Source organism: Alphaproteobacteria bacterium HT1-32, from assembly GCA_009649675.1.
In the GTDB taxonomy this organism is placed as follows: Bacteria; Pseudomonadota; Alphaproteobacteria; order Rhodospirillales; family HT1-32; genus HT1-32.
In genome coordinates, this window is sequence record WJPL01000003.1 from 422,083 (window position 1) to 447,665 (window position 25,583).

Here is a 25,583-nt window from a genome sequence, read left to right on the forward strand (position 1 = left end):
ACGCCACGGTCGGGCTTGTCCCGGTCGTGGCGAACCTGTCTAAAATTTGCTTATCAGCTGCCAATCCGGAGACAACAGGTACATGGCCAAGGCAACCAGAACAGCCGCCGGCGCCCCGGCAAACATGCAGGAACATCTCAATCTGCTTCGGGCCAGGGGCCTTCTTGTTGATATCGACCGCGAAATAAACAAGGACACCGAACTGCACCCCCTCGCCCGGTGGCAGTTTCAGGGTGGTCTGCCGGAAACCGCACGCCGCGCCTTCGTCTTCAACAATATTACAGATTCAAAAGGCCGCCGGTATGACATTCCGGTCGCCGTCGGCGCCCTCGGTGCCTCACCGGAGATCTACGCCACCGGGCTTGGCGTTCCCGTTGAGGAAATTGGCGACGTCTGGCTGCGGGCCGTTACCAACCCCATTGAACCGGAACTGGTTGACGAAGCCCCCTGCCAGCAGGTTGTCATGACCGGCGAGGACCTGACCCGCCCGGATGGCGGCATGACGGCCCTGCCTGTTCCCATCTCGACGCCCGGATTTGATGCCGCGCCCTATCTCACAGCGACTCTGGTTGTGACAAAAGATCCGGAAAACGGCATTCGAAACATGGGAACCTACCGTGCCCAGCTGAAAGCTCCGGACCGCATGGGGGTCCGGATGGCCACCCGGCTCAGCGGTGCGGGCGGTTATCAGCACTGGCTGAAATATCAGGCAATGGGCCAGCCAATGCCGGTTGCCATCGTTGTTGGCTGTGCTCCGGCCATCCTGTTTACCGGCCCCCAGAAGCTGCCGATCGACCAGGATGAAATGGCTGTTGCCGGTGGCCTGATCGGCAAACCGGTTCCGGTCGTCCGCTGCAAGACCGTTGATCTGGAGGTTCCTGCCGATTGTGAAATCATCATAGAAGGACTTATCAGCACGGAATATCTGGAACCTGAAGGCCCGTTTGGTGAAAGCCATGGTCATGTGGCACTTGAAGATTTCAATATGTCCATGCAGGTCACTGCGATCACCCATCGCCACAAACCGGTTTTCGTCTCGATTATCAGTCAGGTAACACCGAGCGAATCCAGCGTGCTGAAGAAAGTCGCTTATGAACCACTGTTCCTGAACCACCTCAAAAAGGTTCTGAACGTCAAAGGCATCAAACGGGTGGTGATGCATGAACCCCTCACGAATATCCGCAAGGTGATCTTCCTCCAGTTTGACCGGTCGGCACCACAGACAGAAGTCTGGCGCGGGCTGAATGGCGCGGCAACCTTGCAGGCACAATGTGGCAAGGTCGTCATCGCCGTTTCCGAGGATATTGACCCGAACAATGCCGATGCGATTTTCTGGTCGATTGCCTATCGCTCCAACATCACGACAGATGTGCTCACCATGCCGTACCGCTCTGGCGGTCACGGGCCAAAGTCAGGCGGCGCCGGCTCCGACGGGACATTGATGATTGATGCGACTCTGAAACATGACATGCCGCCACTGGCCCTGCCCGCCGAACCCTATATGACCCGGGCAAAGGAAATATGGGATGAGCTTGAACTCCCTCGCCTGTCCCCGCAACCACCCTGGTATGGCTATGACCTCGGTGACTGGGATGATGTCTGGACCACCTATGCTGACCGGGCGACTGCAGGGGACTGGGCTATTTCCGGTGTTGAAACATTCAGCCAGAAGCAGGGAGGCCTGAAGCCCGAGACGCCGATACGCGCCGTGAAGAAGTAGACCTTCCGCGCTCCGACCCGGTATTTGTTGCTGACAGGACGCACTGAACACCAACCTGTCGAATTGGTCATAGAATAAAGGTATAACATATTGTAGGTCAGCGATTATCGCAGATCGCAAGAACAGAAAGACAAAACAGATGCCAGAGGCTGCGGACAATATCCTCGTTCCGATACGACAACAGGTCGCCCCCCTTCGTCTGCGCATCATTCAGTCCGTACGTCGCGCCATTGAACGTGGCGTTCTCAGCCCCGGACAACGACTGGTCGAGAAAGACCTCTGCCTTCAGCTTGAAGTCAGCCGGACCTCCCTGCGGGAGGCACTGCGTGAACTGGAGGCCGACGGCGTACTGACCCATGTATCAAACCGTGGCCTGACGGTTGCCCGGATCGGCTATCGCGATGCTGAGAATATTTATCGTATCCGGGCAGAAATCGAGGCGATCACAGTCGAGCAGTTTATCGAAAAGGCGACCGACGAGGATGTTCTGGTGATGTCCGAATGGGGAACCGCACTGGTGGAAGCCTATCGCCTTGGCGCGCGTTTCGAGATACTGGAGTCAAAGCGCCGGTTTTATGATCATATCTGTGTCGTCGCCGACAACAATGTTGCCTCTGAAATTCTCAACAAGCTGTCATTACGGACATCGCAATTACGCGCCCCGTCAGTTTCACGCCCTGAACGTCAGGTCCAGAGCATCGTTGAAATAGAAGAGCTGACGGAAGCCATTCGTAACCGCGACACCAAACGTGCGGTCAAGGCTGCACGCAACCATGTCCATAACGCAGCCCGGTCAGCCCTCAGCCTCATCGAAAGCTGAGAACGCCGCCAGGCGGTTGTCATCACAATGAGAAAACGATGACTTGCCGATTAATCAGATGATGTCGGAGGCAACCTGCATTGTCAGAATGCGATCAGGATTGCTGGTGACCATACCGTTGGTTCGCCGCGTACCCTTTTTGAGGTCATCAATCAGTTCCATTCCTTCGACAACCTGACCCCAGACTGTATAGCGGCCATCGAATCTCGGGGCGTCATCATAAACGATGAAGAACTGACTATCCGCACTGTCCGGATCAGTCCCCCGGAGGGCCATCGAGACGGTTCCGCGTTTATGCAACCGGTCAGAAATCTCTGATTTCAGCGTTTGACCGGAACCGCCACGGCCGGAATTCGTCGGATCTCCGGTCTGTGCAATCAGGCCATCAATGACGCGGAAAAATGCCAGCCCGTCATAAAATCCTTTCCGGGTGAGCGACTTGATATGCGCGACATGGTTTGGAGCGGCTTCCGGAAACATCTTGATGACAACCGGCCCGCCGGCAAGCTGCATGATAAGCGTATTCTCGGCATCCCCGATATCCGTCAGCTTCGAGGCAATCTGCTTTGCCTTCTCCTCGGCTTCAATAATATCTGAAGCAATACGCACACTGATCATCGCATCCGGGTGAAGCACCCGGCCGTTTTTCTTCCGGTTCCCGCGTTTGATCTGGTCAACATGTTCCATACCGCTGATGACATCACCAAAATAGGTGTACTCCCCATTGAAGGAAGGAATATCGGTCATCAGAATAAAGAACTGGCTGTCGGCGCTATCGTTACTTTTCTTGCGCGCCATGGACACGGAACCACGAACATGCGGGGTACTGGTAAATTCAGCCGGAATGGTTATCCCTGTTCCCCCTGTTCCGTCACCCTTCGGGTCACCGCCCTGCGCAAAATAACCGTCAATCACGCGATGGAACGTCAGGCCGTCATAGAAGCCTTCACGCACCAGTTCCTTGATACGTTTGACATGTTTCGGCGCCAGGTCAGGGCGCAGCTTGATCGCTACCAGCCCTGTCCGAAGTTCGAGAATCAGCGTGTCGGCGGGGTCTTTCAGGGTTTCCAGAAGTTTGCTCAGCTTTTGCTGGATTGAATCCACATCCGCCAAGACCCGGATAGAAACCACCCGGTCCGGCTCCGTGACAATCCCGTTTGCGTCCTGTTCCGCCGTCTTGATCCGGGTCACAAATTCCATTCCGGAGACAACTTTACCGAACACCGTATACTGGCCATCAAGGCCTTCGATACGCCGCATGGATATGAAAAACTGGCTGTCAGCGGAATCCGGATCCGACTTCCGTGCCATGGACACAGTGCCCAGATCGTGAGGTTCCTTGGAGAATTCAGCCTTGATGGTCTCTCCGGTCCCTCCGGTCCCATTGCCTCGCGGATCACCGGTTTGCGCTATGTAATCCTTGATAACCCGGAACCACAGCAGACCATCATAGAAACCTTCGCGAACCAGCCTCTTGATACGGGCAACATGATTTGGTGCGAGATCCGGTCGCAGCTCAATAACCACATTTCCGGTCTCAAGCTGCATGATGAGTGTATTCTCAGGGTCAAGCCCACCCTTCTTGTCCTGCGCATGAGCAGCAGAACCCAGAATCATAAGGATTGAAGCGACGAGGCAAAACGCCCTGACTAACATCGATTCATACCCTCCATTACCGACAGAAATGCTTATACCACGTGATATCACACTCAACCACCGATCCGGTGCCGAGGCGCAGACTATCACATCTATCCAACACCGACAGTATAACCAAGAAAAGGCTGAATTAAGACCTAACGGGCAAAAAACACCCGTATCGCGCCATTTTATTGTTTCTCAGCAAGAGCCTTGACGACACGCGCAGAGGAGAAATGACTGACATCCCCGCCCAGGCGGGCAATTTCTTTTACAAATCTTGATGAAATAAACTGATTCCGGTCCGAGGCCATCAGGAATACTGTCTCGATTCTCGGGTTCAGACGCGCATTCATACCTGCCATCTGAAACTCGTATTCAAAGTCCGAGACCGCCCGCAACCCGCGAATGATGACCGAGGCTCCGCAGGATTCAGCGAAGTTCATCAACAGAGTATCGAACGGCTGAACTTCAACAATCGTATCTGACGGGGGCAGTGTCGCCACTTCCGCTTCGATCAGCGCAACCCGCTCTTCCAGGGAAAACATCGGCCCCTTGCCGTCATTAACGGCGGCTCCGATAATCAGCCGGTCAACCACCCGGCGGGCCCGGGCAATGATATCAAGATGCCCATTGGTAATCGGGTCAAAAGTGCCGGGGTAAAGCCCAACGCGCTGATCAGCCATCACCCGGCTCCTCCTGCTGCTGCACGGCATTCTCCGCATCTGCCGGAGTTACCGCTTCGCCATCAGCCAGAGTCGATTCTGCAGCATCTTCCGCCGCTTCATCATCATCAATCATGCCGGTTACCGAGACGACATGTTCGTCTTCGGCGGTGGTCAGCAGGCGGACGCCCTGCGTTTTACGGCCGGCAATGCGAATACCTTCAACCGGAATACGGATCAGCGTGCCACCGTCCGTCACCATGACCAGTTGACTGTCGCTCTCGACACGGAAGGAAGCCACAACGTCACCGTTGCGGTCAGACGGGTCAATGTTCCAGATACCCTGCCCGCCACGATTCGTGACCCGGTATTCATAAGCTGAACTGCGTTTTCCGAAACCATTTTCGGTGACTGTCAGAATAAACTGCTCAGCGGCTTCCAGCTCCGCGACATCCGAATCGCTCAGCCGTTCCAGCGCCGGCATCTCGGCCGTAGTCGAATCCGGCACCTCGCCATTCTCACCCTGCTCGCCCGCTTCGGCATTCTCGGCCCGGCGTTTGGCATTTGCGTAACGCAGATACTCGTCCCGCGCTTCAATATCGATCGCCGTATGATCGATAATCGACATCCCCATGACCCGGTCACCCTTCTGGAGCCGGATGCCACGAACACCTGTTGAATTCCGGCTGGAGAACACACGCACATCCACGACCGGGAAGCGGATACATTTTCCGGACTTCGCAACCAGCAACACGTCCTGATCTTCACGGCAGGCAGCCACGCTGACCAGACTGTCGCCATCATCAAGCTTCATGGCGATCTTGCCGTTTGCCCGGACACTGACGAAATCAGACAGGCTGTTTCGCCGCACGCCACCACTGGCGGTCGCGAACATGACATGCAGATCGTTCCAGGACTCCTCGTCCTCGGGCATCGGCATGATCGTCGTAATCGTCTCGTTCTCGGCCAGCGGCAGCAGGTTCACCAGCGCCTTGCCACGTGACTGCGGAGAGCCGACCGGGAGCTTGTAGACCTTCATCTTGTAAGCCATGCCGGCAGACGAGAAGAACAGGACCGGTGTGTGCGTATTCACCACGAAGACGCTGGAGACAAAATCCTCATCCCGCGTCGACATGCCGGACCGCCCCTTTCCGCCCCGGCGCTGTGCGCGATAGGTGGAAATCGGCACGCGCTTGACGTAGCCGCTGTGGCTGAGTGTCACCACCATGTCTTCACGCTGGATCAGCGCCTCGATATCCTGCTCGAAATCGATATCTTCGAGTGTCGTCCGGCGTTCGTTGCCGAACAGATCCCGCATTTCCTCAAACTCACCGCGCATCACCTCAACCAGCTTCGCGCGGGACTGAAGAATTTCGAGAAATTCCTCGATCTGGGCAGCAATCGACTGAGTTTCCTCAACCAGCTTGTCCCGTTCCAGACCTGTCAGGCGGTGCAGACGCAGATCAAGGATGGCCCGCGCCTGAGTTTCGGACAGCTTGTAATGACCATCGATCACCTGATGGCCCGGATCGTCGATCAGGGCAATGAAATCAGCCACTTCATCTGCCGGCCAGTTCTCAGCCATCAGCCGTTCACGGGCTGTTGCCGGGTCCGGCGCAGAGCGAATCATCGCGATGACCGCATCAAGATTGGTAATCGCCACCAGCAAACCGGCCAAGACATGCGCCCTGTCACGGGCCTTGGCGAGTTCGAACCGGGTCCGGCGGGTGATGACTTCCTCGCGGAAATCGACAAACGCGCCGATCATGTCCTTGAGATTCATCAGTTCCGGCTTGCCGCGGTTCAGCGCCAGCATGTTCATGCCGAAACTGGTTTGCAGGGATGAATGCCGGTACAGCTGATTCAGCACCACGTCGCCGATATGGCCTCGCTTGACCTCGACGACAACACGAACGCCGTCGCGATCGGACTCATCCCGAAGATCGCTGATGCCTTCAATCTTCTTCTCGCGCACGGCATCGGCGATCTGCTCGACCATGCGTGACTTGTTCACCTGATAAGGAATCTGCGAAATCACGATTTTCTCGCGATCATTCGCCATCCGCTCAATCTCGGCACGACCGCGCATGATGATCGATCCGCGCCCCGTGTGATAGGCAGAACGGATACCGGACTTTCCGAAGACGATACTGCCCGTCGGGAAATCCGGTCCGGGAATGATATCGATCAGTTCATCAATGGTGATCGCCGTGTTTTCGATATAGGCAATACAGCCATCCAGAACCTCGCCAAGGTTATGGGTCGGGATATTTGTCGCCATCCCGACAGCAATACCACCGGCACCGTTGACCAGCAGGTTGGGGATCTTCGACGGCAGTACCGTCGGCTCCTTCACCGTATCGTCATAGTTGTTCTGATAATCGACCGTATCCTTGTCGATGTCAGACAGCATTTCATGGGCCGCGCGCGTCATCCGCGCTTCGGTATACCGCATGGCTGCCGGCGGATCGCCGTCCATCGAGCCGAAATTACCCTGCCCGTCGATCAGTTCGAGGCGCATGGAGAAATCCTGCGCCATACGCACCATCGCGTCATAAATCGCCGAATCACCGTGGGGATGATATTTACCCATCACGTCACCGACGATACGTGCCGATTTCCGGAACGGCCGGTTGTAGTCGTACCCGCCTTCCTTCATGGCAAACAGAATACGCCGGTGAACCGGTTTCAGACCGTCCCGAACATCGGGCAACGCCCGGCTCACGATCACGCTCATCGCGTAATCGAGATAGGAACGGCGCATTTCGTCTTCGATGGATACCGGCGCTATATCAGTGGCGGCCGGCCCGCCCAGGATTTCGTCGCTCAAGAGACGGACACTTCCGTTTATTTTCAACTAGGTAGAATGCATTTCTGCATATCGTCACTGACGACTTACCGCGCCACGATTCGACCCGTTTTTATAGCATTTCAGCCCGGCGAGAACAAACCGCAGGAATTGAAGCCTGTATTTCAGAAATCCGGGTTGCAGCGAGGTCGCAGATACTAGGCAGATCAGGCCATATCGGAGCAAAACGCCAGTTGAAGATGATTGCCACAATTCTCATCCAGCATGCTCACAGCCCACTGAACCGCCTGTCCTTCTGGTGGCTCCGGGCGGATCTATCACCCGCCCGGAATATCTCGGCACCGCCGGATCAGAAGGGAATTTCGTCGTCCAGATCGTCACCCCGGTCGAACCCGCCGCCGGCAGACCCGCCGCCACGACCATAGTCGCCACCACCACCGCTGCCGCCACTGCTGCCGCCGCCATAGCCACCATCGTCGCCACCATAACCGCCGCCACCGCCGCCGGATCCACCACCATCGCGGCCATCCAGCATGGTCAGTGTCGAACCGAAACCATCCAGAACAACTTCCGTTGAATAGCGATCATTTCCGCTCTGATCCTGCCATTTCCGGGTCTGGAGCTTGCCTTCGATATAGAGCTTCGAGCCCTTTTTGACATAACGCTCGATCACGTCACTCAGGCCCGGAGAAAAGCAGACAATCCGATGCCATTCCGTTTTTTCCCGGCGCTCGCCGGATTGCTTGTCTTTCCAGCTTTCCGATGTTGCGAGCCGAATATTGGCGATCTTGCTGCCACTTTGCGCAAACCGGATCTCCGGATCCGCGCCGACATTCCCAATGAGAATAACCTTGTTAACCGAGCCTGCCATTTTTCTTCCCTGGCGTTGTCATGAGGTGCCTTTTATATGCGGGCACTGTACAGTTTTTTACGCTGCCTTCCAGACGCACTTATCCACAGATAGCACCAGAGAACCTCAGATGAACCTCCGCGAATGGACGATGCTTTCCGCCCTCGCCCTGATGTGGGGAAGTGCTTTCATGTTTACGAAGCTGGCACTGGCTGGCGCATCGCCGATGGAAGTCGCGCTGGTCCGCTCCGCCATGGGGCTGGTGATACTGCTGGTTGCTGTCCTGTATCTGCGCAGTAGCGGGCATCAGCTGAGCATGCCGCCAAAAGTCATCACTTTCTGGCTGGGCCTGACCGGTGCTGCCCTGCCCTTCATCCTTATGGCCTGGGGGCAGCAGTTCATCGACAGCGCACTGGCTGGCATTCTGGTTTCTGCCGTCCCGGTTTTCACCGTCCTCATCGGTCATTTCGTTGAGGGTGAGACCAGAATGACCCGCCGGTCCATCACCGGCGTTCTGCTTGGCCTGACCGGTGTTGCCTTTGTTATTGGGCCCAATGCCCTCGGCGGACTGACAGACGGTCTGATCGGGCAACTGGCCATCATCCTGGCCGCACTGGGATATGGCTGCGCCTCACTGATTGGCCGGAGGGTATCCGGTCATTCCCCGGTATTGCTGGGGGCCGGACAGATGATTGTCAGCCTGATGGTCATTGCCCCCGCTTATGTCGCCGTCGAAGGTCCGGGCCTGCCGGAAATGTCGGGCATGTCCTGGCTTTTTGTCTGTATCCTTGCTCTGGTCGCCTCTGCCCTGCCGCCGATCCTGATGTTCCGGCTGCTCCGTACCGTCACCGCAGCCCAGCTGTCACTTGTCAGCTATCTTGTTCCCGTCGTCGCCATGCTCTGGGGTGTGCTGCTGTTCGGAGAAAGCCTTCATATTGAACAGATCGCCGGGTTTGCCCTGATTCTGGCAAGTCTCTGGGCTATCAACCGTCGGCGACCTGAAGATATCCACACCAGAAAATAAAAACAGACTCGCCAGTCCGGGCCACAGCCTCCATATAAGGCGGGAACCAACACGGAACATCTGGCTTATTCATGACATCACCGACGATTTCCATTCGTGGCGCCCGCGAACATAACCTGAAAAATGTTGATATCGACCTGCCCCGGGACTCTCTGGTCGTCCTGACCGGGTTGAGCGGATCGGGCAAATCCTCTCTCGCTTTTGATACGGTTTATGCAGAGGGACAGCGGCGATATGTCGAGAGTCTCTCCGCCTATGCCCGGCAGTTTCTGGAACTGATGCAGAAACCTGATGTTGACCTGATCGAGGGTTTGTCACCGGCAATTTCGATTGATCAGAAAACCACATCGAAGAACCCGCGCTCGACCGTCGGTACGGTCACCGAAATCTATGACTATATGCGCCTGATGTTCGCCCGTGTCGGTATCCCTTATTCGCCGGCCACCGGCCTGCCGATTGAAAGTCAGACAATCAGCCAGATGGTCGACCGGATCATGGAAATGCCGGAAGATACCCGCATCTTCATCAATGCGCCGGTTGTTCGGGGCCGCAAGGGTGAATATCGCAAGGAACTGGCTGATTTCCGTCGCCGTGGCTTTCAGCGCGTCAAGATCGACGGCACGGTTTATCGTATTGAAGACGCACCTGCCCTCGACAAGAAGTTCAAACATAATATCGACGTGGTCGTTGACCGCGTGGTTATCCGGGAAGACATCGCGGCCCGGCTGGCGGAAAGTCTGGAGGCAGCGCTCGAACTGACGGAAGGCATTGTCTATATCGAGAATGCGGACACTGAGGAACAGACTGTATTCTCCTCAAAATTCGCCTGCCCCGAATCCGGTTTCACCATCGATGAAATCGAACCCCGGCTGTTCTCGTTCAACAACCCGTTCGGCGCCTGCCCGTCCTGCGACGGACTGGGTGTCGAGCTGATGTTTGACGACAATCTGGTGATCCCCGACACCGAGAAACCTCTGTCCCTTGGCGCTATCGACCCCTGGTCAAATTCCAGTTCCCGCTATTACGACCAGACCCTGCGCAGTCTGGCGAGGCACTATGATTTCAGTCTGGCAACCCCCTGGTCGGAACTGCCGGAGAAGGTCCGGAATGTCATCATGTATGGTTCCGGCACAGAAGACATTACGCTGGAATATGATGATGGTCTGCGCACCTATAAAACCAAGAAGCCTTTCGAGGGCGTTGTTCCGAACATGCAGCGCCGGTTCCGCGAAACCGATTCAAGCTGGGTACGCGAGGAACTGAGCAAATATCAGTCGAACAATGACTGTTCCGTCTGTGGTGGCCACCGTCTCAAACAGGAAGCCCTGGCCGTCAAGATTGGCGGTCTGCATATCGGCGAAGTGACGGCGATGGGCATCTCGGAAGCACGGGACTGGTTCTCGACCATCAACGAAAGCCTGAACGAACAGCGTCAGGCCATCGCCTACCGTATTCTGAGAGAGATCAACGAGCGGCTCGGCTTCCTGTGCAATGTCGGTCTTGAATATCTGACCCTGTCTCGTTCGTCCGCCACACTGTCAGGTGGTGAAAGCCAGCGCATCCGTCTCGCCAGCCAGATCGGTTCGGGGCTGACCGGCGTGCTCTATGTGCTGGACGAACCATCAATCGGCCTGCATTCCCGCGACAATGAACGTCTGCTGATGACGCTGAAACGGCTGCGCGACCTCGGCAATACCGTACTGGTTGTCGAGCATGATGAAGAAGCCATGCGGACTGCCGACTTTCTGGTCGATATGGGACCGGGTGCCGGTATTCACGGCGGCCATGTTGTTGCCGCAGACGTTCCTGACAAGGTGATCGCGAATCCGGACAGCCTGACCGGCCAGTATCTGGCCGGTTACCGCCAGATCGATATTCCCAAGAAACGTCGCAGCGCCAACCGCAACCGGTTTCTCACTATCAAGGGAGCGCGGGCCAACAATCTGCAGAACGTTACTGCAAAGATACCGATGGGCACGCTGACCTGCATCACCGGCGTTTCAGGTGGCGGCAAGTCGTCACTGGTGATTGAAACCCTCTACAAGGCGCTGGCCCGGCGGATGAATGGTGCCCGCGCCCTGCCCGGCGAACATGACAGCATCACCGGTGTCGAGTTTCTCGACAAGATCATCGATATCGACCAGTCACCGATTGGCCGCACACCGCGCTCCAACCCGGCGACCTATACCGGGGCCTTCACCCCGATCCGCGAATGGTTTGCCGGACTGCCGGTGGCCAAGGAACGTGGCTATTCCCCCGGTCGTTTCAGCTTCAACGTCAAGGGCGGGCGCTGCGAGGCCTGTCAGGGCGATGGCGTGGTCAAGATCGAGATGCATTTCCTGCCGGACGTTTATGTCCAGTGCGATGTCTGCAAGGGCAAACGCTACAACCGGGAAACCCTGGAAATCCGCTTCCGCGGCAAATCCATCGCCGACGTGCTCGACATGACGGTTGAGGAAGGGGCTGAATTCTTCAAGGCAGTACCGCTGATCCGTGAAAAAATGGACACCCTTGCCCGGGTCGGCCTTGGCTACATTCATATCGGGCAGCGCGCGACGACATTGTCCGGCGGTGAAGCCCAGCGCATCAAGCTGTCAAAAGAACTGTCCAAACGCGCGACAGGGAAAACGCTCTATATCCTCGACGAGCCGACAACCGGCCTGCATTTCGAAGATATCCGCAGATTGCTGGAAGTCCTTCAGGAACTGGTGGAATCCGGCAATACGGTGGTGGTGATCGAACATAACATGGACGTCATCAAGACCGCCGATCATGTCATTGATATCGGTCCGGAAGGTGGCACCGGCGGCGGGCGTATCGTCGCGACAGGCACGCCGGAAGACATCATCGAAGTGGCTGAAAGCTACACCGGCAAGTTTCTCAAGCCCCTGCTCGAGCGCAAACCGGTGAAGAAAAGCGCCTGAGGAGCTGCGTCAGGTATCCAGCCGGCCTGACGTCTGTTTCTCCCGCGCGATGTCCAGCCGTTCAAAGGTCTTGGCCGATGTTTTCGGCTGAGCTTTTTCCGCATCTGTACGGCGGTCCGGCGGGGTAACAATACCGCCGGAGACGACCATCTTGATGGCATCTTCGACCTTCATGGTCAGCGGTATGACATCTTCCTTCGGCAGGAACAGCAGAAACCCGGACGTCGGGTTTGGCGTGGTCGGCAGGAACACATTGACCACCCGCTCCTGCGTCAGGTTCTGTACCTCGCCTTCGGTGGTGCCGGTCAGAAAACCGATAGCCCAGATACCACGCCGGGGATATTCGATCAGGACGGCCTGCCGGAAAGCATCCGACTTCTGCGCCATGACAGTTTCGAATATCTGCTTCAGGGCACTGTACAGCTTACTGACCACCGGCATCTGGGCCAGGATCCGCTCTGACAGGCGAACGATGAAACGACCGGCAAAACCAGCGGTCAGCATACCGATCAGCGTCAGCACGATGATGACCACCAGCAGACCGAGGCCGGGAATACCGAAGCCCTGCAACGCCGTAGGTAAATAGGTTTCCGGATTATAGGTATGCGGGATCAGATGCACGACACGGTCATCAACCCAGCCGATGAACCACCAGGCCAGCATCACGGTAATACCTATCGGGGCCGTAACCAGAATACCGGCCAGAAAATAGCCGCGCAGCCTGCTGCCAAAACCGGCCTTACGTTCCGTATTACGGGTTAACATTACCGCCTCACCTTCAAAATAATCCCGGCAAAAATCACCGTGTCTCAGCCTATCCTACCCGCAGGGACAAACAAATCCCCAGCGTGAGACATTCAAATAAATCCTTGGGGCTTGTGCCAGCCAAGTTCTCCGCCGTATCGTCCCTCCGGACCGGAGGAATTTCATGACCAAAGAATTAGCAGCCCAGCCCCTCGCCGATATCGCAGAACGCCTGAAAGCCAGCCCTGCCCTGGTTGACGAACTGGAAGAATCGGTAACCGCTGCCCGCGACGCACAACCTGACCATGACCCCACCCCTTACCGGGAATGGCGCCCGGATGTGCTGGCAGATATGCAGACTGAAGCCGAAAAGCTGCTACAGGCAGGCAAGGCTGGCCCTCTCGCCGGAATTCCGGTCTCGGTTAAGGATCTTTATGGTGTCAGTGATATGGAAACTTACGCCGGCACGCCAAAGGCCCTCCCCGAAAAATTCTCTCGGGAGGGATGGCTGATCTCCCTGCTCCGCAAACAGGGTACCGCCTTTACCGGCAAAACCCATACCGTCGAGTTTGCCTTTGGCGGACTGGGCGTCAACGGGCACTGGGGCAGCGTACGCAATCCGTGGGATCCGTCAGTCCACCGGGTTTCCGGCGGCTCCAGCGCTGGCGCCGGTGTCAGCCTGTCAGAAGGTTCGGCCCTGCTGGCGCTGGGAACAGACACCGGTGGTTCGGTGCGTATTCCGGCAGCCATGACAGGTAATGTCGGTCTGAAGACTTCGATTGGGCGCTGGTCAACGGATGGTGTTGTCCCGCTGAGTCCGACGCTCGACACGGTTGGTATTCTGACCCGCAGTGTCGCTGATGCCGCCTTTGCCTTTGCCGCCATTGAGGGCAAAAGACAGGTTCAGAAGGCTGAAACCGCAGCGCTTCGCATCGGCTGCATCCGTCAGATGGCCTTCGACGGCTGCTCTCCCGGTGTAACAGAAAATGTCATGGCGGCCCTGAAGAAACTGGAAGCCGCCGGGGCTACATTGATCGATGCTGATTTTCCGGAAGCCGAAACAGCTTTTGACCTGCTCTGTCACAGTGGCATTCCGGCGATGGAACTGCGCCGCTTTATCGATGCGGAACTGCCGGACTGGCTCGAAAGCATGGACTGGCCCGTGAAACGCCGGATGGTCGGGACAGACACATCAAAGACCGGTTTTTACGAAGACCGGCTCAGGGCACTGGCACAAGCCGTCGCGTCCGCCGATGCCCGGTTTGCCGATGTTGATATCATGGTCTGCCCGACAGTTGCGATCACCCCACCGGCTGTTGCCGAATGCGCCGAGCCGGAAACCTACGCCCCATCAAACCTGCTGTCCCTGCGCAATACAGCGATCGGCAACTATCTTGGACTTTGCGGACTGACCCTGCCTGTCGGAAAGGACAGCGCCGGCATGCCTGTTGGCCTGCAGCTTCTTGCCCGGGGCGGTCACGACGAACAGTTGCTGTCGGCTGGTCTGGCAGTGGAAGGAGTTCTTGGCCAGGCTGCGGATATCATTGGCCGGGCGCCGGGGGTGGTTACTCCGCCCCGTTAAGCTGCCGTTCCAGGGCGCTCATCCGTTTCGTCATTGTCCGGAGGTTGCGCACGAAAATATTCAGCAAGCCCCGAACAAACGGGTCGGCAGAAGCCAGTTTTCCCTGCAGAACATCCCGGGAAATGATGATGACCGTGGTATCACGCACCGCAACGGCAGACGCACTTCTGGGCTGATCGTCGATCAGGGCCATTTCCCCGAAAATCGATCCTTTCTGAATTGTGCCCAGCAGAATTTCCCGGTTGCCGAGTTGCTTGCGGATCTCGACCTCCCCTTCCTTTATCAGAAAGGCACGGGTTCCAGTCTCACCTTCATTAAAGATCGTGTTCCCGGCGAAATAGATCTTCTGGTTGACGTTCTTTGACATCAGATAATTTGGCCCAAGAATAACACTCGACGATTCGATAAGTTGCAGTATCGCAAACTCGGGCCGGGAAACAAATGATCAGTAGAGCAACGGGCATGAGACAGGATATCAGACGTGAAACGTGACTTTCCTGACCGACCTCTTGTTGGTGTCGGCGTCGTCGTGCTGAAAGGCGATTCTGTTCTGATGATCCGCCGCGGAACACCGCCGAGAGTTGGCCAGTGGAGCATTCCCGGCGGCGGCCAGGAACTCGGTGAAACGGTCGCTGAGGCCGCTGTTCGGGAAGTTCTGGAAGAAACAGGCGTCAGCATCACAGTCAAAGGCCTTATCGACGTGGTTGATCTGATCCGGCCTTCAGAAGACCCCGACCGGACCGGGATCGAGTTTCACTATACGCTGATTGACCTCGCCGCTGTCTGGCAGGATGGCGAGCCATTTGCCGGAGACGATGTCACCGATGCCCGCTGGGTCGCCATAGACGATCTTGCCAACTATACCCTGTGGAGCGAGACAGAACGGATTATCCGTCTCGCCGGAGATGTCATCAGCCGGACATCAACGCTCTCCGAATGATGTCTGGATTGAGGAATAAATCGGTTTCAGAAGATAGCTGAACAGTGATTTTGAACCGGTGCTGATATCCGCCTGTACGGTCATCCCCGGACGAACCACATGCCCGTCTTCTTCATCTCCGACATAATTCTGATCCATCTCGATGATGCCCTTGTAGTAGGGCTCGTTCTGCTCATCCAGGAAGGTTGATTCGGAGATCCGGACCAGCCGTCCCTTGACCCCGCCATAACGGGCGAAGTCATAGGTGGTTACCTTGACCGTTACTTCCTGACCTTCTGTGACATGGCCGATATCACGAACAGTAATCTTCGATTCAATCACCAGATTGGAATCACCCGGGACAATCTCGCAAACCACCCCGCCCGGAGCAATAACACCACTGAGCGTGACAGTCTGAAGACCCTGAACATATCCGGCAACCGGGGCACGCACATCCAGCCGGCCAAAGCGTTCTTCCAGTCGTTTGACAGCTTCTTCAACCTGAGACAGTTCACTGGCTACCGTCCCCATTTCCTGCAGGGCAGTGTCACGGGACGCTTCTTCCGTTTCCAGCAAACGCGACTGGGATTCAATCAGCTGCTCACGGCTTTGTGCTGTCTGACCGCGCAGCCGGGACAATTCACCCTGCAGGCGATCCATCTCGCGCTGGGTGTCCAGCACGATGATCTTCGACATCAGGCCCTTCTTCAGCAGCCCTTCACGCAACTGCAGTTCTTCCCGGACACTGGCAATCTGCCGCAGCAATGAACTTTCCTGCCGCTCAAAGGTCCGGATTTCCGCTTCACGGGTCGCAATCTGGGTTTGCACAACATCCATCCGTGCATCCAGCGAACCACGCTGCTGTCTCAGAATCTGGACCTGATCGTTAATGAGTGAGTTATACCGGCTGTCGACAACCGTCTGGTCGAATTCCCGGTTAAAAGCAAAGGATCTCAGCCGTTCCGCCTGCAAGGCCAGACCGGCCCGGCGTTTGCGCATCTGTTCCAGTTCCGCAGCGGTCTGGGCCGGGTCAATCTTGATCAGAACCTGTCCTTCTTCGACATATTCGTCTTCCTTAACCAGGATGGCACCGACAATGCCGCCTTCCAGATGCTGTACCAGCTTCACCTTACCGTCAGGGATAACTTCACCAAAGGTTACGGCGACTTCATCAATTTCAGTGAAATAGGACCAGGCAATAAAGCTCGCGACGGCGGCAAAGATCAGGAACATCGCAGCGCGCAACAGTCCGGATACACCTGCTTCTTCCAGCACGACCGACTGCGCCAGATGTCGCGCATTCCGGCTGCCCTGCTTGATCGGTGACGGGACCAGTGGCTTGCCACCGGTTGCTGCAGCAACAGCGCCGCCTGATGCCTGTGGAACGACCTCAGTATTGCTCATAACAGATCCTTCGGAATTTGCGGCCGGACTTCATCAGCCGGGCCAGCGAGACGCAGATAACCGGTGTCCAGCACCAGGATTTTATCCGCCAGCTTCAAATGACTGGGACGGTGCGTAACGATGAAGATCGTTGATTTTCCGCGCAGATTTTCAATTGCCTGTACGAAAGCCCGGTCACCGTCGCCATCCAGTGTATTCACGGGCTCATCAAACAGCATGATCGGCGCTGTCTTCAGGTAAGCGCGGGTCAGTGACAGGCGCTGTGTGAAGCTGGAAGGCAGTTGCGAGGCACCGGCATCACCGATACGGGTCTGAAAACCACGCGGCAGGGCCATGATATCATCATAGCAGAGGGCCATTTTCGCAGCTCTTTCAAGCTCCTCGTCACTGGCCGTTGCATGGACCAGTCGCAGATTCTGCTCAACCGTTCCGAAGAACAGATCACAGCTTTGCGGTACATAGCCAATGGCATGACGCAGTTCAATCGGGTCCATCTGCCGGATATCAATACCGTCAATCCGGATCGAACCGGCCTGCGGCGTATAAAGCCCGGCAACCAGTTTCACCAGTGTCGATTTGCCCGAACCGTTGCGACCAATAACAGCCACCACTTCACCCGGTTCTGCTTCAAAACTGACACCAACCAGTGCCGGATCGGCATCATTGGTATAACGCAGGCTGACACGGGCAAAGGTCACGTGACCACGCAATGCCTTCAGCGGGGCTACCTGTTCACGCGGGTTCCGCTCCGGCCGGATATTCATCAGGTTATCGATCTGCTTGATACTTGAGACCACCTGTTCGAGCCTCGTCAGGGCAACAAACCCGGTCTGTAGCGGCGATAGCACCCGCCAGACCAGAATCATCGTCGCGACCAGCGCGCCGATGGTCATGTCTCCCGCCAGCACCCGGAAGACACCGAAAGCAATGGTGATGGCACCGGCACTGATGACCAGCACATGCGAAACCGTCTGCACGATGGCAGAAATCTGCGCTGTCTTGAAATTGGCCATCGCCGATTTCGCGGAAAGGTCGCGATAACGGTCCAGCCATGTCCGGTCAGCACCGGTATATTTCAGGGCGCGCATCTTGCTGAGCGCCTCAACCACGAATTCCTGACGCTGGGACCCTGCCCGCGCACTGCGGGAAACACTGTTGCGCACAAACGGGCTGACCACCATGGCCAGCAGCAGGAACATCCCCACCATCACCATCGGTACAAACGCCAGCGGGCCGGCCAGAATCGCAATAACGATGATAAAAAATATCGAGAACGGCAATTCAAAGAACACAATCGCCAGCGGGCCGGTGAAGAATTCGCGAATGGATTCAAAGTCCTTGATGCGGGCAACCTGCGCCCCAATCGTCGCACGTTCGGTAAAGGCCGGCGGCAGGAACAGAATACGCTGGAACACAGCATTACCGACGATCATGTCGAGCCGCGCACCCACATGGGCAAGGAACTTCGACCGAATCCAGCGCAGGGCGATGTCGAAACCAATAGCGATCAACATGCCGGACAGCAGCCAGGCAAGGGTCGACTGCGACTTCGAGGCAATCACCTTGTCATAGACCTGCATGACAAACAGCGGCGATGCCAGGGCGATGATGTTCAGCACCAGCGTTACGCCAAGTGTCTGATAGAACAGGCTGCGGAAGCGTTCGGTCGCCGCCCGGAACCAGCCGACACGGGCCTGTGCCGCCTGCGCGTCCGCGTCGTCCAGCGGCTTGAAGAAGTAGGCTGTCCCCTTCAGGCTTTTTGCTGGCATGGTCTCAATCTTGCCAGTCTCGCCATCAAAGGCAGTGACCGTCTTGGTATCCATTTTCAGGATCACCATGGCCGCCCGGTTTCTCGGCACATACAGGCAGGGCAACAGCCGGACATCGATCTCCATCAGATTCATTTCGCCAGGGCGACTGGAGAAATTCAGGTTCGCCATGACATTGCGGAACCCGGTGAGATCAAGCGTATCGACAAAATGCGGGAGTGCTTCAGCAACATGTCGTGGATCACCACGCCATTTCAATGCGGTCAGCAACGGAATCAGACAGGCACCAAAATCCGTCGACTTCGCCGCTTCCGCCAGTTTACCTGTATAAAAGCTGAGCCGGTGCCCCGCCGCCGTGTCGGCAAGCAATCCCTGATTGCTGCTCAGTGTCGGGAGGTTTTCCATCGCAGCATCAGACATTCTTCTGCTCCTGCGGCGGCAATTGCGGCTGCTGCGGCTGAGCCGGCTGGAACATCGGATCCTGTGAGATATCGCGTTCGGTCAGATGTCCGTCTTTCAGGTCAAAAACCTGATCGCAGAGCTTCAGCATGGACGGACGATGTGTGACCAGAACCATCGTCGCATGGCCTTTCAGCTTCTCCAGCATCTCGCGAAGGATATTGTCACCGGATCCGTCAATTGCTGTATTTGCCTCATCGAACAGAACGATGCGCGGCTGATCAACCAGCGCCCGTGCAATGGCAATCCGTTGCTTGATACCGCGCGGCAGAGCATCAGACGCCCCATCACCAACACGGGTTTCGTACCCCATCGGCAATTGCGAAACGACATCGTCAAGGCCCAGCAATTCTGCGGTTGCAGTAGCTGCCTCCTCATACTCCTCGCCCCGGAACATCGTGATATTGTCCATGATCGTGCCCTGGAACAACTCACCCAGCTGCGGCAGATAGGCAATCTGTGACCGGTAAGAATGCGGGTCAAAGCCGCGCAGATCCTGACCATCCACATAAACTTCACCTTCTGTCGGGCGCAATGCGCCCATCATCAGCCAGAGCAGTGTCGTCTTGCCGCTACCGTTGTCTCCTGCAATGCCCATAGCCTCCCCGGCTTTCAGACGGACATTCACGCCTTCCAGCACAGGTTTTTCGTCGTCCTTCCCAAAACGAAACTCAACGTCACGCAGTTCAAGCGCACCATCGATATGACCGATCTTCGGCATTCCGGCTTTAACTTCCGGTTGCAGTTTCCAGAGGTCTTTCAGACGCTCCCGGGCAATCAGAATCGTCTGGAACCGTGTGTAGATACCCACGGCACGCTGCAAGGGCTGCATCGCGCGCCCGGCGAGCATCGTACAGGCGGCCAGGCCACCGATTGTCAGCTGATTATCAATAACCAGCAGCGCACCGCCGCAAACGACAGCAACCGTCGTCAACTGCGAGAAAACCGTCCCCAGCGACTGCGAGTTGGTGCTGTCCATCGCGACAGCACCATCGGCCACCGCGCAGCTTTCCTGCAAACGCTCATACCGGCGCAGCATCTGGCTTTCCATTGCCATCGATTTGACCGTGTGAATACCGGCCAGCACCTCAATGATGAAATTGTACCGGCGGTCATCCGCAGTCATGCGTTCCTGAACCGCTTTTTTCAGACGCTTTCCAAAAAACACGGCAAAGAGAACGAAAACAACAAGCACGACAACCGGAACAGCAACCAGCCAGCCCGCCAGATAGGCAATCAGCCCCAGAAAAAGGATCGCGAACGGAACATCCCAGATCGTCAGAAATGCCTGACCCGAATAAAAATCTTTCAGCGTGTTCAGCGAACCAAGCCGTTCGAGGTGAACCCCCGAACCTTCCTGCTCAAAATCCGCCAGATTGGTCATCAGCAGACGCTCAACAGCACTCACCCCGGCAAGATGCTCGAATTTCGCACCCGCCCAGCCACTGATATAAGTACGGCCAAGCTTCAGAAAGCCTTCAAGAACCACCGCCGCACCAATACCCAGCATAAGCAGCAGCAATGTGCTCTCGGCTTCATTCGGCAGAATACGATCATAGACCTGCAGCAATGCCAGCGGCAGCGCGAGAGCCAGAATATTGATGGTTATCGAGGCGAAAAACAGGTCGAGCAAACTGCCTCGAACAGCTGATGTAATGCCGAGACGCTGCGGCCAGTCGTCCCGCGCAAAGAAGCTGTTAACGCTCATGAAATCCCTTCATCAGGCATAACAGAAAACCGACCAACCCATGTTTTCGGCAACAGATATTCATCCGCGCACAACCACATCAAAGTATTGATCAGAGTATCCGTCATGTCCCCCTACAATCAGCTTGCACTACTTTCGAATTCTCCAGCCAATCCGCCTCCCCCGAGACGTTCCGGCTGCAAAACAGACAATATTGAATCGGACGGAACCGGTCGAGCAAAACCGGCAGCTTTGTTTTTGCTTGACAAGCGGTCATTTTAAACTCTGTGCGTTTTGTCAGAAGTTGTATTTTGCGCCACCGCCGACGAACAACTGAAGATCATCACCACGGTCTTCCACCAGGGGGCTGTCGGCAGCATCCTGCAGAATTTTTGAGAGCCGGGCCTCAAAATTCAGAGACCAGTCTGCGTCGAGACTATACTCGCCTTCGACCCCCAATGTAACATCACGAAAACCTGATTTGGGGTCATAGGCACGCAGCCCGGTTGCGGCAGCTTCGGTTGCGGTGACACCGTAAAAGGACCGCATGTAATTCTGGTTCGCCCAGGTGGCTGACGGACCGAACTTCACTTTCAGTTCCGGAGACACCTGCATTTCATACATCATCTTGCCTTCACCAACCCAGCCGTCATGAGCATCGCTCACATCACGCCCGAGCGTTGCGGTGATCTCCCACTGACGCCAGACGTAGGACATGAAACCGCCAAGCTCGATTGCGTCATCGACATCCTGAAGCCCGGTCAGTGCGGCACTGTCATTTGCCTCGCGACCGAACCGGTAGAACATCCGGGGGCCAGCTTTCAGGACACCCTGATCGACCAGGACCAGCCCGGCACCATCGCGCAGTCCGGCAAAGAGTTTGCCGTCATAATCGACGCGTACATCGCCATACAGGCCAACTTCACTTTTGTTACCACCGAAATATTCCGGCCGGTAAGCCGGTCCGATCAGGGCGTAACCGGACCATTTCGGTCCGACATAATCACGGATGCGCTCTTTTACCGTCGGTCCCGCAAGCTTTGGCTGCAGGGTCGTAGCCTGCGCCGGCGCGCCGGATGGTGGTTGGGGCACAGCGCGAGCTGGTACCGGGGGGGGCGGAGGTGATGCCGGCAGGGGAATCTGAGGCCCGGACGAAGCCGGTTGCGGCACCGCAATCGGTCCGGACGGTGGTGGCAACTGTGCCGTTTGTGATGAAGGCGGCAAGGGGATCAGCGGCGCCTGTGCATAAGCCGAACCGGCAGCCAGCAGGGCCGTGCCAAAAACAAATGATGTCGACAGTACGGAACGCATGGTCCGCCTCCATAATAACCTGGATACGGTCTACCATCTGCTCGTTAAGGTCCGGTTAAGCTCCCCGCTTGCGCTTGTCTTTCGTCCTGGCAATCTCGGTCGCAAGTTCCACATCATCTTCAAAGATCAGCTCGGTACCGTCCCACATCTGAATACGAGACCCTTTAGATGTGTCATCCGTGCCTTCGATACCTGCAAACTCGATCTCTGCACCATCCAGTTGCAGGACCCAGTCAGCGGCTCCGGACAGCGACCGACCCGGACTGTTCTCCGCGTCCGTCAATTCTGCGCCTGTCGGCCAGCGCCCTCCCTGATGAACGGAAGCCGGCGTTTCATTCAACCCGAACAGCTCGGTATGGACAGCATCATCTGACAGCGCATCAGAAGGCTCTGCCGCTTCGGACTCATCCGAAGCAGCCTGAGATTTCTCCTGTAAATTCTGGGTCGCCGCATCTGTCGTTTCGCGACGGCGTCGTTTGGTCATATATAATCCTGCCCGAAAGTAACCGGCCAACAATGACCAGCAACCCCTCAGGTTCCCCGCGTTCAGAACGCCCCAACGTTCCCGGTTATTCTATCCCGCCAGCAGGCCTGTTTCCATCAGATAGCCATTGAACGGGCATGATCCAATATAGCAGGGGCTTATTTTCTTTGCATTGCAAAGCACTAGAACCGATAAGTCTCCTTCTGTTCACAGTTCATATTTGTCAGATCTGATGCAAATCGGGTTCTCCCTGATCGTCGCCCGTCGAATCGCTGCCCTTGCCGCACCCATGATGCTGTCCAGGGCAGGACTGCTGATCATGGTTGCAGTTGATACGGCAATGATCGGTCATGCAGGGATTGAGCCCCTCGCCCATTTCGGCCTGGCAAACGCGATTCATATACCGACGCTGGTGGTGATGATCGGCCTGCTGACATCCGTTGTGATCCTCTCCTCACAGGCCATAGGCGCCGGACGTCCAGGTGAGACAGCCCGTATCTGGCTGGTTGGCAGTGGCGTAGCAGTGACGACGGGATGTCTCGCCGGACTGGTTCTCTGGTTTGGCGAACCGATCCTGATTCTGCTCGGTCAGTCAGAAGACCTTGCATTCGGTGCCACAGCAGTCATGCGGGCTTTTGCACCTGGCATGCCCGCCATCGGGCTTTATATCGCCTGCGTCTTTCTGCTCGAAAGTCTGGGGAAACCGAGAATAGGCATGATCATTGTCATCCTCGGCAATCTGGTAAACTTTGCCGCCAATCTTGTCCTCATGGAACTGGCTCCGCCCGCCATCGGCGCATCGCTCGGCATGACTGCCGCCCGCTGGGTAATGGCACTGCTGGCTTTCCTTTATGTTTTCCGGCTGACCCGCACGGACGCACTGGCGATCCGTGGAACAGCGGCTGAATATCGTTCAGTTTTTGTCCGGATACTGCGTAAGGGAACCCCTGTTGCCGTCGCTCAGTATCTTGAAACTGCCAGCTTTAACGGCACCGTCATATTTGCCGGCTGGATCAGCGCCAATGCGGTTGCGACAATGCAGATATCCTTCAATGTTCTGGCGCTCGTATTCATGCTGTCGCTTGGTATCGGAACGGCCGCTGCGGTCGAGGTCGGACAGGCAACCGGTGCCGGTGACATGCCTGCTGTACGGCGCAGCGGCTGGACGGCGCTGGGACTGAATGTGAGCATCATGACGCTTCTGATGCCCCTGCTTTATTTCAATGCCGAAGCCATCGCCGGTTTGTACACCGATGATCCCGGTCTGCTTCCGCTGGCAACAACAGCCGTCGCAATTACCGCACTGGTACTCATTGTTGATGGCGGACAGGCGGTCACAACCGGCGCATTACGGGGATTTGGGGATGTCATGTTCGGAACCGGCGCCTATCTCATTGCATTCGGCGTTTGTGCCCTTCCTCTCGCCTGGTGGCTTGGCGTTCATCAGAAACTTGGTACGCCGGGGCTGCTTTATGGAATTATTGCCGGGCTGGTCCTGCTCCTGATCATGCTGATCATTCGCTTCCACCTGATTACCCGCGAACGGCCTGTCATTTCCTCATGACCGGATAACCAGATCCAGCGGACTGCGGGACAGCCGCTCACAGCCGGTTTCTGTAACCAGTACGGTGTGGCCCGGGGCCATCGCAATGTTCTGCGCATCATCATAGACGATCATATGCAGAAACAGCACCATACCGGGCTGCAGAACGACCGGATTGTTCGCATAGAACATCGGCCAGTCCATCCAGTTCGGTGCAAAAGTCGTCCCCAGTGAATAACCACAGGCATTCAGCCGGCCATCCCGCAATCCGGCAGCATCGAGAGTTCTCGCATAAGCGTTGAAAACATCCCCCATCGTATTTCCGGGTCTGACCGTATCCTCACAGGTCTGTATCGCCTCCACCGCCGCACCATGCATGTAATGATGCCGGTCTGTCGCTTCCCCGACACAGATCGTCCGCATCATCGCCGCATGGTAGTGCCGGTAGACTCCGGCCCATTCCAGTGTGATCTGGTCGACGGGCTGCAACGTCTTACGGCCCGAGTAATAGCGGCAAAGCAAGGCATCACTGCCAGACCCGATGATAAATTCATTTCCCGGATCGTCTCCGCCCCCGCGATAGATCGCCCCATGCATGCCAGCCAGAATATCCCCCTCGAAAGCGCCGGGAGCGATGATATCCTGCGCGGCGTCCAGTGCATCATCCGCCAGTTCAGCAGCCCGCCTGACATAGGCGATTTCCGCCGCGCTTTTCACAACACGCAGGCGCGTGACCAGCTCCGATGCATCTGTCAGTTCAGCAAAACCATCAAGCGATGCGTCGAGCCTTTTACCGTTACGGGCTGTCAGGCCATAGGATTCATACTCAACCCCCAGACATGTCCCGCGGCAGCCATGCTCTTCCAGAATATCCCTGAGGTCATCGGATGGCATTGCCCCATCCCGGTCAGTCCAGATCCTGATATCGCTGATAATCGACGTATGCTGAGCCTGTCGCAGGTCCGGCGCGCGGGTCAGCAGGGTCATCGTTCCGTCCGCGCCCAGATAGAGACACTGGAAAAACACATAACCGAAGGTGTCATACCCGGTGAGATAGAACATGCTTTCCTGACGGAAAATCAGCAGCCCATCGAGCCCTTCTGCCGTCATCGACGCACAGGCCGCCTTGATTCTCCGGTCAAATTCGGCCCGTTCAAAATGCAACGCCATTTTCACCTCCCTTGCTTTCCCGGCTCATCATACCAATGAATAGGACAACCCTGCCAGATGGCAC

At 56.6% G+C, this 25,583-nt stretch carries 19 protein-coding genes and 1 pseudogene; 7 read left to right on the plus strand and 13 right to left on the minus strand.

What is annotated here, in order from left to right:
- Positions 1–82: 82 nt before the first annotated feature.
- Together GH722_17370 and GH722_17375 are read left to right on the plus strand one after the other, a co-directional pair.
- Positions 83–1,720, plus strand: a complete 1,638-nt coding sequence (locus GH722_17370; protein ID MRG73543.1) for a UbiD family decarboxylase — start codon at positions 83–85, stop codon at positions 1,718–1,720.
- Positions 1,721–1,859: 139 nt separating this feature from the next.
- On the plus strand, positions 1,860–2,540 hold the full coding sequence (locus tag GH722_17375; GenBank protein ID MRG73544.1) for an FCD domain-containing protein: 681 nt from the start codon (positions 1,860–1,862) through the stop codon (positions 2,538–2,540).
- 54 nt (positions 2,541–2,594) lie between these two features.
- Here GH722_17375 and GH722_17380 read toward each other — a convergent pair whose 3' ends face one another.
- From GH722_17380 to ssb, 5 genes and pseudogenes are all read right to left on the minus strand, one after another.
- Positions 2,595–3,158: a peptidylprolyl isomerase gene (locus GH722_17380; GenBank protein ID MRG73545.1), complete on the minus strand. Its 564-nt coding sequence runs from the start codon at positions 3,156–3,158 to the stop codon at positions 2,595–2,597.
- 483 nt (positions 3,159–3,641) lie between these two features.
- A pseudogene (locus GH722_17385) lies at positions 3,642–4,196 on the minus strand (peptidylprolyl isomerase).
- A gap of 170 nt (positions 4,197–4,366) precedes the next feature.
- Positions 4,367–4,861: a pantetheine-phosphate adenylyltransferase gene (gene coaD / locus GH722_17390; GenBank protein ID MRG73546.1), complete on the minus strand. Its 495-nt coding sequence runs from the start codon at positions 4,859–4,861 to the stop codon at positions 4,367–4,369.
- Positions 4,854–7,658 carry a DNA gyrase subunit A gene (gyrA, locus tag GH722_17395; GenBank protein ID MRG73547.1) on the minus strand — a complete coding sequence of 935 codons (2,805 nt, stop codon included), beginning with the start codon at positions 7,656–7,658 and terminating at the stop codon, positions 4,854–4,856. The genes coaD and gyrA overlap by 8 nt, the downstream gene beginning before the upstream one ends.
- Before the next feature lie 340 nt (positions 7,659–7,998).
- Positions 7,999–8,520 carry a single-stranded DNA-binding protein gene (ssb, locus tag GH722_17400; GenBank protein MRG73548.1) on the minus strand — a complete coding sequence of 174 codons (522 nt, stop codon included), beginning with the start codon at positions 8,518–8,520 and terminating at the stop codon, positions 7,999–8,001.
- Here ssb and GH722_17405 point away from each other — a divergent pair.
- Both GH722_17405 and uvrA read left to right on the plus strand, forming a co-directional pair.
- Entirely contained in the window at positions 8,489–9,523 is a 1,035-nt protein-coding gene (locus GH722_17405; protein MRG73549.1) for an EamA family transporter, read from the plus strand. The genes ssb and GH722_17405 overlap by 32 nt on opposite strands.
- 71 nt (positions 9,524–9,594) lie before the next feature.
- Complete coding sequence (gene uvrA / locus GH722_17410; protein MRG73550.1) at positions 9,595–12,447, plus strand: excinuclease ABC subunit UvrA; 2,853 nt, start codon at positions 9,595–9,597, stop codon at positions 12,445–12,447.
- A 9-nt stretch (positions 12,448–12,456) separates the two neighbouring features.
- Here uvrA and GH722_17415 read toward each other — a convergent pair whose 3' ends face one another.
- A complete protein-coding gene (locus GH722_17415; protein ID MRG73551.1) occupies positions 12,457–13,212 on the minus strand; it encodes a DUF502 domain-containing protein in 756 nt (251 codons plus the stop codon).
- Between the two features lie 163 nt (positions 13,213–13,375).
- Here GH722_17415 and GH722_17420 point away from each other — a divergent pair, with 163 nt between their 5' ends.
- Positions 13,376–14,773, plus strand: a complete 1,398-nt coding sequence (locus GH722_17420; GenBank protein MRG73552.1) for an amidase — start codon at positions 13,376–13,378, stop codon at positions 14,771–14,773.
- Here GH722_17420 and GH722_17425 read toward each other — a convergent pair.
- Entirely contained in the window at positions 14,757–15,140 is a 384-nt protein-coding gene (locus tag GH722_17425; protein MRG73553.1) for a cyclic nucleotide-binding domain-containing protein, read from the minus strand. The two genes, GH722_17420 and GH722_17425, sit on opposite strands and share 17 nt — an antisense overlap.
- Before the next feature lie 114 nt (positions 15,141–15,254).
- Between GH722_17425 and GH722_17430 the strand changes: the two genes are divergently transcribed.
- Positions 15,255–15,713: an NUDIX domain-containing protein gene (locus tag GH722_17430; GenBank protein ID MRG73554.1), complete on the plus strand. Its 459-nt coding sequence runs from the start codon at positions 15,255–15,257 to the stop codon at positions 15,711–15,713.
- Here the strand turns inward: GH722_17430 and GH722_17435 are convergent.
- The 5 genes from GH722_17435 to GH722_17455 form a co-directional block, all read right to left on the minus strand.
- Complete coding sequence (locus GH722_17435; protein ID MRG73555.1) at positions 15,696–17,096, minus strand: HlyD family type I secretion periplasmic adaptor subunit; 1,401 nt, start codon at positions 17,094–17,096, stop codon at positions 15,696–15,698. The genes GH722_17430 and GH722_17435 overlap by 18 nt on opposite strands.
- Entirely contained in the window at positions 17,093–19,270 is a 2,178-nt protein-coding gene (locus GH722_17440; GenBank protein MRG73556.1) for an ATP-binding cassette domain-containing protein, read from the minus strand. Before GH722_17440 ends, GH722_17435 begins: the two co-directional genes overlap by 4 nt.
- A gap of 7 nt (positions 19,271–19,277) precedes the next feature.
- Complete coding sequence (locus GH722_17445) at positions 19,278–21,032, minus strand: ATP-binding cassette domain-containing protein (protein ID MRG73557.1); 1,755 nt, start codon at positions 21,030–21,032, stop codon at positions 19,278–19,280.
- Positions 21,033–21,308: 276 nt separating this feature from the next.
- Positions 21,309–22,322 (minus strand): hypothetical protein, encoded by a 1,014-nt coding sequence (locus tag GH722_17450; protein ID MRG73558.1) that lies wholly within the window; start codon positions 22,320–22,322, stop codon positions 21,309–21,311.
- Between the two features lie 55 nt (positions 22,323–22,377).
- Entirely contained in the window at positions 22,378–22,806 is a 429-nt protein-coding gene (locus GH722_17455; GenBank protein MRG73559.1) for a hypothetical protein, read from the minus strand.
- 232 nt (positions 22,807–23,038) lie between these two features.
- On the opposite strand from GH722_17455, the gene GH722_17460 reads away from it, so the two are divergent.
- Entirely contained in the window at positions 23,039–24,370 is a 1,332-nt protein-coding gene (locus GH722_17460; protein MRG73560.1) for an MATE family efflux transporter, read from the plus strand.
- On the opposite strand, the gene GH722_17465 is transcribed toward GH722_17460, so the two are convergent.
- On the minus strand, positions 24,365–25,519 hold the full coding sequence (locus tag GH722_17465; GenBank protein MRG73561.1) for a M24 family metallopeptidase: 1,155 nt from the start codon (positions 25,517–25,519) through the stop codon (positions 24,365–24,367). The genes GH722_17460 and GH722_17465 overlap by 6 nt on opposite strands.
- Positions 25,520–25,583: the final 64 nt, after the last annotated feature.